Annotated in this window: 14 protein-coding genes and 1 other RNA gene; 6 read left to right on the top strand and 9 right to left on the bottom strand. The window is 48.3% G+C overall.

Annotated elements, in window-relative coordinates; translation table 11 throughout:
- Positions 1 to 194, top strand: a 194-nt coding sequence (locus JJB97_RS14240) for a hypothetical protein (protein WP_238714664.1), incomplete at its 5' end; no start/stop codon positions are given.
- A 477-nt stretch (positions 195 to 671) separates the two neighbouring features.
- On the opposite strand, the gene JJB97_RS14235 is transcribed toward JJB97_RS14240, so the two are convergent.
- The 6 genes from JJB97_RS14235 to JJB97_RS14210 all read right to left on the bottom strand — a co-directional run bounded on the left by JJB97_RS14235 (position 672) and on the right by JJB97_RS14210 (position 5047).
- A complete protein-coding gene (locus JJB97_RS14235; RefSeq protein WP_180251396.1) occupies positions 672 to 1235 on the bottom strand; it encodes a hypothetical protein in 564 nt (187 codons plus the stop codon).
- A gap of 108 nt (positions 1236 to 1343) precedes the next feature.
- Positions 1344 to 3677, bottom strand: coding sequence for a primase-helicase zinc-binding domain-containing protein (locus JJB97_RS14230; RefSeq protein ID WP_238714662.1), 2334 nt, complete (start codon positions 3675 to 3677; stop codon positions 1344 to 1346).
- Between the two features lie 14 nt (positions 3678 to 3691).
- Complete coding sequence (locus JJB97_RS14225; protein WP_038878329.1) at positions 3692 to 4012, bottom strand: DUF5375 domain-containing protein; 321 nt, start codon at positions 4010 to 4012, stop codon at positions 3692 to 3694.
- A complete protein-coding gene (locus tag JJB97_RS14220; RefSeq protein ID WP_038421035.1) occupies positions 4009 to 4236 on the bottom strand; it encodes a hypothetical protein in 228 nt (75 codons plus the stop codon). Before JJB97_RS14220 ends, JJB97_RS14225 begins: the two co-directional genes overlap by 4 nt.
- Complete coding sequence (locus tag JJB97_RS14215) at positions 4233 to 4784, bottom strand: host cell division inhibitor Icd-like protein (RefSeq protein ID WP_238714660.1); 552 nt, start codon at positions 4782 to 4784, stop codon at positions 4233 to 4235. The genes JJB97_RS14220 and JJB97_RS14215 overlap by 4 nt, the downstream gene beginning before the upstream one ends.
- Positions 4781 to 5047, bottom strand: a complete 267-nt coding sequence (locus JJB97_RS14210) for a helix-turn-helix transcriptional regulator (protein ID WP_137561653.1) — start codon at positions 5045 to 5047, stop codon at positions 4781 to 4783. The genes JJB97_RS14215 and JJB97_RS14210 overlap by 4 nt, the downstream gene beginning before the upstream one ends.
- A 537-nt stretch (positions 5048 to 5584) precedes the next feature.
- On the opposite strand from JJB97_RS14210, the gene JJB97_RS14205 reads away from it, so the two are divergent.
- The 3 genes from JJB97_RS14205 to JJB97_RS14195 are packed head-to-tail and all read left to right on the top strand — an operon-like array spanning position 5585 to position 7141.
- Complete coding sequence (locus JJB97_RS14205) at positions 5585 to 6328, top strand: capsid protein (protein WP_110915414.1); 744 nt, start codon at positions 5585 to 5587, stop codon at positions 6326 to 6328.
- A gap of 2 nt (positions 6329 to 6330) precedes the next feature.
- On the top strand, positions 6331 to 6549 hold the full coding sequence (locus JJB97_RS14200; RefSeq protein WP_032643703.1) for an ogr/Delta-like zinc finger family protein: 219 nt from the start codon (positions 6331 to 6333) through the stop codon (positions 6547 to 6549).
- Between the two features lie 28 nt (positions 6550 to 6577).
- Complete coding sequence (locus JJB97_RS14195; RefSeq protein ID WP_234106124.1) at positions 6578 to 7141, top strand: phage polarity suppression protein; 564 nt, start codon at positions 6578 to 6580, stop codon at positions 7139 to 7141.
- Between the two features lie 5 nt (positions 7142 to 7146).
- Here the strand turns inward: JJB97_RS14195 and JJB97_RS14190 are convergent, their stop codons facing one another.
- A complete protein-coding gene (locus JJB97_RS14190) occupies positions 7147 to 7290 on the bottom strand; it encodes an acetyl xylan esterase (protein WP_110915416.1) in 144 nt (47 codons plus the stop codon).
- A gap of 138 nt (positions 7291 to 7428) precedes the next feature.
- On the opposite strand from JJB97_RS14190, the gene JJB97_RS14185 reads away from it, so the two are divergent.
- Both JJB97_RS14185 and JJB97_RS14180 read left to right on the top strand, forming a co-directional pair.
- Positions 7429 to 9075, top strand: a complete 1647-nt coding sequence (locus JJB97_RS14185) for an AAA family ATPase (protein ID WP_180251390.1) — start codon at positions 7429 to 7431, stop codon at positions 9073 to 9075.
- 1 nt (position 9076) lies between these two features.
- Positions 9077 to 9928: an HNH endonuclease gene (locus JJB97_RS14180; RefSeq protein ID WP_162790951.1), complete on the top strand. Its 852-nt coding sequence runs from the start codon at positions 9077 to 9079 to the stop codon at positions 9926 to 9928.
- Here JJB97_RS14180 and JJB97_RS14175 read toward each other — a convergent pair.
- Both JJB97_RS14175 and ssrA read right to left on the bottom strand, forming a co-directional pair.
- Positions 9925 to 11124, bottom strand: a complete 1200-nt coding sequence (locus tag JJB97_RS14175) for an integrase domain-containing protein (RefSeq protein WP_110915585.1) — start codon at positions 11122 to 11124, stop codon at positions 9925 to 9927. The genes JJB97_RS14180 and JJB97_RS14175 overlap by 4 nt on opposite strands.
- Before the next feature lie 184 nt (positions 11125 to 11308).
- Positions 11309 to 11673, bottom strand: a transfer-messenger RNA (tmRNA) gene (gene ssrA / locus JJB97_RS14170).
- Positions 11674 to 11858: the final 185 nt, after the last annotated feature.

The raw sequence follows: 11858 nt of genomic DNA, 5'->3' as shown, positions 1-11858 counted from the left end.
CTTTTTTACCCGCCCATTACTGGGGATTCCTCAGCGCATTAGCGGGCTTGTTCGTTACGCAGGTTCTGCAGCTTCTTTGCGTATCTTTTTGTGTCTCATCACTGTCTGGCCGGTGTCCTGCTGAGAATGCTAATTTCTTCTTCTTCCGGGCGCTTTCCCTGTCCTGGCCTATCAAAATTGCTGGCGGAGTCTGAATAAACCAATCAAATTTATGTTTTTATTGGTAATTTATCAATTCAACTTTCATTGGTATACCTAAGCGTATACCAATGGCGATTTGTTGCATTGTTTCCTGTGGTTAAGCAAACCTGTTTTTTGAATGGAACACATCAAAAAAGAGTTTTTTTGCATTTAACTGTTCACACTGTTCACCACGGTTTTTTTCTTTTTAATATCATAATGATAAGTGGTGAATGGTTGGTGAGGAGTGAACAGTCGACTCTTCACCATTGTGATTTTGCTCGTTCTGGATGTGCCCGGTCAGGCGATGAGCGGGGGGATAAAAAGTTTTTTTGGGCTTGACTGTTCACACTGTTCACCTCTTGTTTTTTATCAATAATTTCATAGTGATAAAGGGTGAACATACGGTGAAGGGTGAACAGTAGATTGTTCACCCTTCATGGCAGAAAATATAAATTGCAGGTAAGAAAGACTATCCTGGCGCAGATTAATTAGTGTTGTGTTTTGATATTAAGCAAAGCTTTCTCAATTCTGGCTAGATTTTCAGCAATCTTTTTCTCATTACTGTTATCTGAGGCATCCACCCTAGCCAACGATAACAATTCAATATAACTTTCATTAGTAATATTTTTTGCGAAAGGGTTCTTGCTATTAGCTTTACGGAAAGTTGTAGTTACTCTAATTTTGTGGTCACCTAAAATCTTCTTCGAATCAGCGAAATTTCCAAGCCTCAATATCCTGCATGAACCAGGTGCAAGGAATGGTATGCCTGAAACCAATGCACCTTTCGTTAACGCACTATACTCACCATTAGGCAGTGAATTCTTAAAGGTATTTTCATTAAAACTGAAGGTTACATCTTTTGCAGCACTTTTACCTATATTCTTAATTACAATATTTAAAACAGTTTTGACTTCATTGTTTTGTTCAAGGTAAACAATAACATCTGGGTAGGTGCTCTCTTTGTAAACAAGGTAGCTAATACATGATGAGCCAACGGCAACTAACATTGTTAATATATTTATTAATAACCCACTAGTCTGAAAGTAATCCATTTCCTACCTCTCGAAAAACAGATGAAATATTCGACCATTATACACATCTCGTAAATCGTTATGTTGGTAGTTAAAGTAACAGACCGGCTATAGCCGGTCTGAGTTAGGTTATGTAACTGCGGGTTCGTCGCATTTCGGCAGCCAGTCGCCGTAGCTTTCTTCTTTCAGCGACAGGTTGGTCTGAATCCCCTGCTTTGTGTGCCGCTTTTCATAATTCAGGCCGTACTCTTTCAGCATCATGGGCAGCCCCAGCCCGAACATTTTCAGGCTGAGCACGTTCCTGTATCCGTTAGCCTCCATATAGGCCAGATACGCGTGATAGAGATACTTACGGTAATTACGCGGGACAATGCTGGCATTACCCATAAACATTCCGTTGGTCTGCGGCAGCATTTCCAGATAGCCACAAAAATCAAACGTCGGGTCAGCATCACGCTTGATGCTGAGCGCCTCGTCGGAGTTCTGCTGCGACTGGAGCAGTGCGCGCGCGGTCATCGGGTCGCTGAATTTCTGCATAAGCTGGCGCACGATAACGGCCAGCTCGCGCGCAATTTTATCTCTGAGCTGCGGGTCGCGTTCTTCCGGCGCAATCTGCTCCGGGAAGTGAATGATCACCCGGCGACGGGAGACGCCGCCGCTGCGGTCGGTGAAGCGCATCGGGTTGTTATTCACGGCCAGAATCACAGCCGGAATATGTGTTGAGTACGGGTTCTGGTATTTCGGGTCAACTGAAACTGCATCGCCGCCGGTGATGGCCTTGAGTCCTGCACCGTCACCGCTCCATTTTTCCTGGTCAGGCAGACGTATCAGCGAGAAGCCAATCAGGGATGCACGCTTGCGCGGGTCTTCCAGCGTGTCGATATCGGCCGACGTGGCGTTATCTTCTCCGGCAAGCAGGGTCGCGATTTCGGCCAGAATACTTTTCCCGCTCCCGCCGGGACCGGTGACTTCGAGAAAGAGCTGCCAGTCGTAACGGTTCGCCAGCACCATAAACAGCGCGGCCAGAATTACGTCGCGTTTTTCTGGTCTGCTACCGGCAGCACGGTCGAGCCAGCGCCAGAAGTTCGGCGCGTGAGTCTCCAGCATTTCGCCTTCCACCGGCGGGGTAAAATCCACGTCGCACAGCGTACGCAGCCAGTGCGATTTATGATGTGGACTGAACAGGCCGCTTTGGGTATCGAGTACCCCGTTGCGAAAGCCAATCAGACGGCGTGCCGGTGCGGCCTGCTGAGGAATAATCAGCTTCAGCGTCTCCACCACTGAGGTGATTCTCCCCGACGAGAACGGGGCACGCAGGCGCTGGAAAAGCCCGGCTACGTCGCGTTCGAAACTGGACGGCTGAACGACTTTCCATATTCCTGCTTCATAACGGGACAGGAGCTGGCCGTTCGCATCCACGGCCAGCGCTTCGCCGTAATGCTCATGCACCCGCAGAGCCTTGTCGCTGGCGCTCATGGCGGTAAATTCCGCCTCGCTCATGGTATCAAACGGACTTTGCGCCGGTGGCCGGATGGCGTCATAAATGGCTTTCCGCGTGGCCTCCCCGCCGTTCTGCATAAACGCATCATTCCAGTCACCAAACACCGGCGGCAGGGCAACAACGCCCTCACAGGCGTCTGCGGCCACAGCGGCTTTGTTCTGGCCGTCGCCGTTAAGGTCACGGTCTGCGGCGAGGACAATCTGGCAGGCCGGGTGTTTCTGACGGACAAGGCTCGCCAGAGAAAGGAGGTTCACGGACGACAGCGCCACCATGACGGTTTCACCGGTCAGGTGATGCACGGTGAGCGCGGTCGCATAGCCCTCTGCAATCCACAGGCGTTTTCCGGCCTGTTTTTTCCCTTCGATGGTATGGCTCGCTCCTTTTACCGCCCCGCCTTTCAGGGTACGTTTGAGCCCCTCAGAATTGATAAGCTGAAGGTTAACCAGTGCGCCGGTATCGTCATACAGCGGGACAACCACATCACCGGCGCGGAACATCACGCCGCCGGTTTTATGTGTGGCCGTCAGCATGACACATTCATGACCGGGAAATCCCTTGCGGGTCAGATAGGCGTTGCCGCTGGCCGTGCGGGTTTTCTCCATCAGTCTGACGGCCAGCGCGGCCGCCGCTTTGCGGTCTGCTTCGGTTTCAGCCTCTGCGGCCGCAATCACTTCGGAGGCAACCGGTGGCAGGTTGCCGGTCACGGCGTTCACCTTTCCGGCGGCCTCTGATGCGGTCACGCCGAACACTTTCTCGACCAGCTTAAGACCGTCACCCGCACCGCACTGGTTACAGAACCATGTGCCGCGCCCCTCTTTATCGTCAAAGCGGAAGCGGTCAGAGCCGCCGCACACCGGGCAGGCCTGATGCCGGTTTTTAATCACCTTCACACCCAGCGCCGGGAGAATACGCGGCCAGTGGCCGCACGCCTGTTTTACGGTTTCCGTTACGTTCATTTTCATCGTTATTTTCTCCCTCAGTGCACAACAGGCGATTGAATGTGACGGGCGCAGAGTTCATCCATCACGGCCAGCCCGAGAAAGGACAGTGAGGGCGCGGCCTTGAGTGGTCCGGCTTCCATTAAATCTTCCAGCAGTGCACAGGCAATCTGACGCCCTTTTTCCTCGCCGTGCTGGCGCAGGTAGAAGCCCTCCAGCTCGTCGGCAATCGCACTTTCCAGCGCGTCGAGGGTGAGGTTTGGGTAGCGGCGCTGACGCTTGCATACCGTCAGCCATGCACAGGCCACGGCGCGGCGATAGAGCGCGGCGCGTAATACGGGCGGTAATGGCTTTTTCATACGTTGCCCTCCCCGGTCAGCCAGCGCTGATTGCAGCGTTCGACCACGCCGTCGAGCTGGGCGGTCATAAGGTAAATCACGGAGGTGAGCTGTAACTGCTGCGCAGGGGCACGACGAACGGTGGCGCAGTCCTGCACCTGCATCAGTTCGTTGACGAGCTGGCCGACATTGCGCATGTGCTCAAGGCATTCGAGGTCACGGGCGGTAATGGTGGTGTGTCTCATGCGCGCACCTCCGCAACCGGCAGACGGCCAGCAAACGAGAGGACGTAATCGCGAACGAGGGAAAGGCGTGCGGCGTGTTCATCACCGGCAACGGTGCGAAGCATACAAATGCGGGGTTTAAGGTCTGCGCGACGAACGGCGGCAAACACAAAGACGAATTGCGGGTGTGACGGGGTGAGGGTCGTAGCCATAAGGGCAACCTCCATTGAGTAGCGGTTATCGCCACCACCGGAGCTGCAAATCTCATGGGTGGTGGCCCGGACAGGGTTTGCAGTACCGGCCTCAATGGATACCGGCCAGCCCGAAGGCTGCCCCGCCCGAACCACCATTATCTGACAGGAGCCACGGTGTAAACACCACAGCCCGAAAAATGGGTGTGTCTGAGCTACGACGAAAAAAAAGACGCATGGCGCGTCTGGTGTCGCCATTGAGTTACACGGGCTGCAAATCCCGGCTGCCGATTTTGCGACAGCGTGAAAACTATACCTGGAAACGGCGAAAAGAAGCAAGCCAGAAAAAGGGGGTGTTTGCTGAACGGTCATCATCATGCGTCATAGCCCCGGTTACGTTCGGCAATGCGATCCGCCATCCATGCAGTGATTTCAGACTGCGCCCACGCCACGTTTTTACCGCCGAGGGAGATTTGTTTCGGGAAAGCCTCCCGGCTGATGAGGTCGTAAATGGTCGACCGGGACAGACCGCACAGGTGCATCACTTCAGGCAGGCGGATAAAGCGTTCGTGAACGGCATCAGAAATCGGCATCAGCGGCGCGGCAGGGGCAGAAGACGGGGAAGAAAAAGCGGTGTGCATCGGGCTACCTCACAAAGTCCATACAGTGCCGGTCATGTCCGTCCGGCTTCGGGTAGCTCCTTATTATGTCTATATTTTTCCTCAGGTCATGTGAGATTTTTGGGGAAACAAACATTGACTTTTCGCTATGGCAAACAAAGGAAAACGCTGGCAAACATATGCAAATCACTGCATTACAATGCAGCAATTTCTATTGCTTTTAGTTATACGTTTTTCATTTTTAATCGAAATAAAGTCTAAGTGGTATAGACAGAGCAAAACAGGAGGGTGAACAGTGGTGAACAGACGGTGAACAGTCATGCCCTCAACTGTTCACCCTTTATCTTACTGTATTTCTTATATTTTTATTTAAGGTGAACAGTGGTGAATAGTTATAAGTAAAAAAACAAACGATGAGCAAGGTTTTGCTGAGACCTTTCTCTGGCAAGCCGGGTTTTGAGTGCTGTTTGTGCCAGAACTGCCACAACTGCAATCAATCGAGATGTTGTGTGATGAAGGGCAGAATCATTTCAGGTTGAACACACGGAGAGCCTGAACATGAAACCCGAAACAGTCATTACCCCCCTGCAGAATGTAGCCGCCCAACAGTCCGCAGAGAGCAGCCAGCTCATCACAGACAAGCTGAGCGCATTCACTGCGGCCAGAAACACACATGCGGCCAGCATGAAGGAACTGAAAGAGATTGATACGTCCATTGAACGCTGTAAGCAGGAGCGGCAGACCGCCCTAAGTGAGAGTGCAGAGGCGGAGCAGGACTGGCGCAGTCGCTTCCGAACTCTGCGCGGCAATCTCACCCCTGAAATGAAAGCTGAGCACAGCAAGCGTATCGCCAGTCGCGAGCTGGCCGACGAGTTCATCGGCCTGATTGCGGAGCTGGAGACCGACCGGACACGCGCCATGCTGAATGCCTGCTCCACCGCCAGTAAATACCTGTCAGCGCATGACGATGTCTTTACCGCTTATGCCGGTGCGGAATGGGCTCAGGCTATCAATGCTGTTCCCGTCGCGCTCATTCGTGCTTTCCTGCTGCGCATTCGCGCCCTCGAAATGAAGGGAGACAGTGCACCGCAGTCCGTGGCCATCGGCGAGCTGCGTGATGCCCTCAACCGTCAGGGCAGTCTGTATCACTTCGATATGAAGCAGGAGCCGGTACTCGCCGTGACGGGCATGCACCGGCCGCAGATTACCGGTGTAGATATGGAGCTGTTACGCAGCCCGGCGAAGAGAATGATGCTCGCCAGAAAGCTGTCTGAAAATGACGGCACTAAGGCGGAGGCATAAGTATGTTTCACTGTCCGTTCTGCAAAACCAGTGCACACGCCCGCACCAGTCGTTATCTGTCAGAGAACGTTAAACAGCGCTATCACCAGTGCGTGAATATCGAGTGCTCGGCAACTTTCCGCACGCTTGAATCCGTTGACGGGATTATCTGTCCGCCCCCGACAGAGCCGGTCATTCCTGCGTCCGAACCGGCAGCCACCGTTAACCGTGCCGGTGCGTAAGCACGACCAGTCATCAGGAGAAACTTACGTGACCACACTGACGCTACAGAAAGCCTTTGAGGCCTGTCAGACAAATAAATCCGCCTGGCTGCAACGCAGGGAAGAACTGATGCAGGCCGAACAGGCATACCGCGAACAGCTTGCCGGTAGCGGCCACAGCGGCCGGAGCCTGCAAACGCTGCGCGAGATTATCGACGTGAAAAAGTGGGAAATTAACCAGGCTGCCGGGCGTTATATCCGCTCGCATGAGGAGGTGCAGCGCATCAGCATCCGCGACCGATTAAATGATTTTATGCAGGCGCATGGCGCGGAGCTGGCCGCCGCCCTTGCCCCGGAGCTGATGAATTATTCCGGGCAACATTCCGCCGTTCAGCGCTGCGCCATGCAGCACTCGGTCGACTATCTGCGTGAGGCGCTGCAGGTCTGGCTGGCCGCCGGTGAAAAAATTAATAATTCGGTGCAGGATAATGACATTTTAACAGCCATCGGATTCAGGCCTGACACGGCTTCGCGCGATGATAGTCGTGAAAAATTCACACCTGCACAGAACCTGATTTACACCCGCCGCCGTGCAGAACTGGCTGCGCAGTAGTCCTTTCAAAAATCCCCGAAAATCCCGCCATTTTTACGTAAAAAAGCCATGCATGCATAAGGTGCATGGTTTTGCATGCGTTTTACCGACACTGAATCCCCCGCCAGCGCCAGCACTGCCGCGCTATGAGGCCATTCATGCACCTGCATTAAAAGCGACCCCTTAAGCGGGCAGGCGGGGCGGGGAGAGCATTGCGCGCGAATACGAATGTAAGTAGTTGCAATATTCAACGTAAAACAGTAGATCGTTTGAAGTAAACGTCGACTCATTGGGAACTAAGGTACTATATGAAGATATATGTTACTCCTCATTCAAGGAAAGACTCGCCAGCTAATAGTACAGATTATGAAATAATTTTGCAGCGGGATGATTGGAATGATTATAGTTACATTACAAAATATCATCTTTATCTAACGAAGAAACTGACTGGTTCTGATGAAATAGAATATGTTGGTGCCGTCAAAATAATCAAAAAAGGGCAGGTGGCTGATTACTCATACATGGTAGAACTTGGTGAACTATCATCTTTAAGTTCAGAATATTGTTCTGTTGGGCAATCATTGGATTACTACACAAGACTCTCTAAACTTAATAATGAAGTTAGAAATGCTATTCTGACTTCTTTACGTGACATCAACCTATTTGATTATGAATCGGAAGGTTTTAAAGATGAAAACGTGTGGACTTCTTCAGTAATGAGGGATTTGAAAGATGATGATGATATATTTCTTTTGCCGAAATATATTTTAGAGCACAATTTTTCATCTATTCCGAGTATTGATGTTAGGTTTGAATTCTCTCATGAGAAAATGTTAAATTCTTTGAAGTTGGATTTTGATTCTGAACAATATGGTTTTTTTAATTATCAAAAGTTACCATGCCGTATGGCTGTAATAGTCGGGCGTAACGGTTCAGGTAAAAGCACAACATTAGCACGATTATCTAAAGTAGCATTCTCATCGACTCAAGATAGAAAGAAAGAAATTATAAGTAGTATTGGGGAAATCTATCCAGAAGGACTCGGTTTTCCTAAAATAATTAATTTATCTTATAGTGCATTTGATAGTTTCCAAATTCCCGGCGTAACTTATAAAGAAAAAGTTCAACTAAAGAATGACATAGCAAAAGGAAAAGGACGTTATATATATTGTGGTGTAAGAGATGTATGTGCGGAATTGGAGATTGAACTGCAACAATATAGCGATACTGACATAGAAGATATCTATATTTCTTCGGAGCGTCAAGAACGTACCATTTTAAAACCCTTAGAGGTTCTAAGTAAAGAATTTAATGATGCATATGTTAAAATTCAACAAGATGATTCTAAAAATAAAACCCTGCATAGTGTATTATCAAAGTTAAAAGAAGAAGCATCTATCTCAACTATTGTAGATGATATACTTGATGATAGTTTTTCTGAAAACCCTGAAGCTTATTTTTATAATTTAAGTACAGGACATAAATTTGTTTTGCATTCAATGCTGCATATAATTTTATATGCCGAAAAACGCTGTTTTGTATTCTTTGACGAGCCCGAGACTCATCTTCACCCACCATTATTGGCTGTTCTTATGAGTGCTATGAGAATTATTCTTAATAAGGTTGATGCTTTTGCTATTGTAGCCACACACTCTCCTGTCGTTGTACAGGAAACACTTAGTAAGAACGTGAATATTATAACTAGAAGTGGTAGTTTAATAGATTTTCAGAGGCCTGAAATTGAGACTTTTGGCGAAAATATTGGTTCTATAACATCGACTGTATTTTCACTAACATCACAGGTGACAGATTACCATGATGAACTTGATAAACTTATAAAAACATATCAAGCTCATGATAATGCAATTGAACTTATTGAGTCTTGTTTTGACCAAGGGTTAAGTCTTCAAGCTCGATCTTACATACTATCTAAGTTAGCGATTAAGGTGGAATGATATGTGGAAATTATCATTGCCTGATGACAATGGAAGATTAGATGAGCTATCCACAGCTTTGACATATAAAAATGGTTCACCTAAGTATACTTTACTCCAGGGGGAACAGGATGAATTAGAACAGATATATGATTTTTATCATGAAAATAGAGGCTTGCCGCATATATTTTTGGAAGGGGAAAGGATCAGTGCAGGTACAAAAGATGCTTTAAAAGCATGTTATGCTGAAGTTCAAGAAAAAGGCCGTCTGTCTGATTTGAGAGCGCGTTTATTCTTAAATGCTAAAAAATGTCCGTTGTGTGGTATCGAAGCTACTACTGATTTAGATCATTATCTACCAGAGTCTAAATACCATTGTTTATCCATATACGCAAGGAATTTAATTCCTACTTGCCATAAATGCAATAACAAAAAAAGAACTGCGGTTGCAAGGGATGGGGTTGGTTTTTTACACTTATATTACTTTGAAGAGCCTACAGTAGTTTTTTTTATCGCAAATACAGTAATGAATAATTCAGCTCTTTCAATATCATTTTCTATAGAGCAAGTTCCTGAATTTAGTCAGGATGTTTATGATTCTTTATGTTTTCAGATAGAACGTATTAATTTAAATGATAGATTGGTGGCTGAAGCAAATGATTTTTTAGGTAGCATGTTTGTGTCGTTTGAGATGACATTTGACGCATCTGGAAAGGAAGGGCTGAGAGCGTTATTAAAACGTACAAGAGATAACTATACTCAAAGGTTTGGATTAAATCACTGGAAAAGAGCATTAATTGATAGCTTGTCAATGAATGAGGAGTTCCTAAATGGGGGGTTTAAAACAGCGTTAGGAACTCCTGTAGAGGACTAATGACTTATGTGGGGTAAAACATATTTACCCCACCACTGCATTAGTTCAACTCTTTGCGTTAAATAAATCGATCTATTGTATGCTCGTCTCACTTCATTTTTGTCTACATGAGCTAAAGCACTTTCAATTATATCTGAATTAAAACCTTGTTCATTCATTGCCGTACTAGCAATCGAACGCAATCCATGTGCAACAAGCTTACCACCGTAACCAATTCGCTTAAGAGCTGCATTCGCTGTTTGGCTATTCATGGGCAACTTTGGATTATTTCTACTAGGGAAAATATATTCACGATGGGCACTGATTGGCTTCATAACTTCCAGAAGATCCAATGCCTGAGGAGATAAAGGAACGATGTGCTCTCGCTTGGCCTTCATCCGTTCTGCTGGAATAGTCCAGAGCTTTGCATCGAGATCGATCTCTGCCCAACGAGCACCGGAGGCCTCAGAAGGGCGCACAAGCGTCAGGAGCTGCCATTCAATTAAGCATCGGGTCGAAATAGAGAGATTTGACATTACCAAAGCGCGCATGAGTTTTGGCAATTCTTCTGGTCGTAGTGTCGGCATATTTTGCTTTTTGGGCCTTTCAAAGGCCATCCCAACACCTGATGCAGGATTCGCATCAATCAGACCAGTGTTTACGGCATATATCATTATCTCGTTAATGCGCTGCACCAGCCGACGTACAGTCTCAAGCGCCCCACGAGCTTTGATTGGCTCAAGAGCTTCAACTAGTGTCCGGGCTTTGATTTGCTGAACAGGGATCTCACCGATAGCAGGGAATACATCTTTCTCCAGTGAGCGCCAAATGTCTTTTGCGTAATCAGGGGTAACGCTTTTGCTTTTGAGCTGGAACCAGTTCGCGGCGACCGTTGAAAAAATGCTGTCCAGCGCGATTTGCTGCTGTTCTTCCGCAACTTCGGCTTGAATTTGCGGGTCGATTCCGTTGGCTAATAAGGCAAGGTAATCAGCTCTTAACCCTCGGGCATCAGCAAGCGATAGGGAGGGAAAGGCACCGAGTCCCATCATTGTCCGTTGCTTTGTTGCCGGTCGTTGATAGCGGAAACGCCAGAGCTTTTTCCCGCTGGTTTTCACTATCAGGAAAAGCCCATCGCCATCATGCAGCGTCAGATCCTTCTCTAACGCTTTAGCGCGCAGAACTTCGGTGTTGGTCAGGGGGCGTGTTGTCCGTGCCATTGTGGCCGCTCCTTCATGAATTGGTATACGCTTTAAGGTATACATCCTACCGTATACCTAAACGTATACCAATAATCACCGGATTTAGCCGGATGTTCTCGGACAACAACAGATACAAAAAAGCCCGCAGGGCTTGTGCCATGCGGGCTTTTCGTACTTCACCGGACGTGTCCGGATCATTATTTGGTGGAGCTGGCGGGAGTTGAACCCGCGTCCAAAATTCCTACATCCTCGGTACTACATGCTTAGTCCTGCCTTTACATTCGCCTGCCAGCTGCGGACGGACACGCCACTAACAAACTAGCCTGATTAGATTTAACGCTTCAACCCCAGGCAGGGCATCCACGCGATCTCTTTTGGGTTTGACCTCTCTTGATCCCCGTCCTAAGAGCGGAGGCTAGGGAGAGAGGGCGCTCGGCAGGTTATTAAGCTGCGAGTGCGTAGTTTTCGTCGTTTGCGACTATTTTTTTGCGGTTTTTTTACGAGGCCTACCGCACCTCGGCATGCACCTTGGGTTTCGCGAATCCTGTCGAATCCAGAATCAGCCCCAAAGTAAGTCAGTAGTATACCACAAATTTTACCGGTGAGAATGGGCTATTGGCATACGGTGAGAATTCAGTGGTGGAACCGTTTAGCGCCATTGTGCTGTAAGCAAAGAGGCTGATAAGCGAATAAACGGCATGATGGCGGGAAGATATGTTGCGTAAAGACAACTGCCGCCTGGCAGCAGTTGT

Source organism: Tenebrionibacter intestinalis (assembly GCF_016632365.1).
In the GTDB taxonomy this organism is placed as follows: domain Bacteria; phylum Pseudomonadota; class Gammaproteobacteria; order Enterobacterales; family Enterobacteriaceae; genus Tenebrionibacter; species Tenebrionibacter intestinalis.
This window is presented reverse-complemented; position numbering and strand designations above follow the sequence as displayed.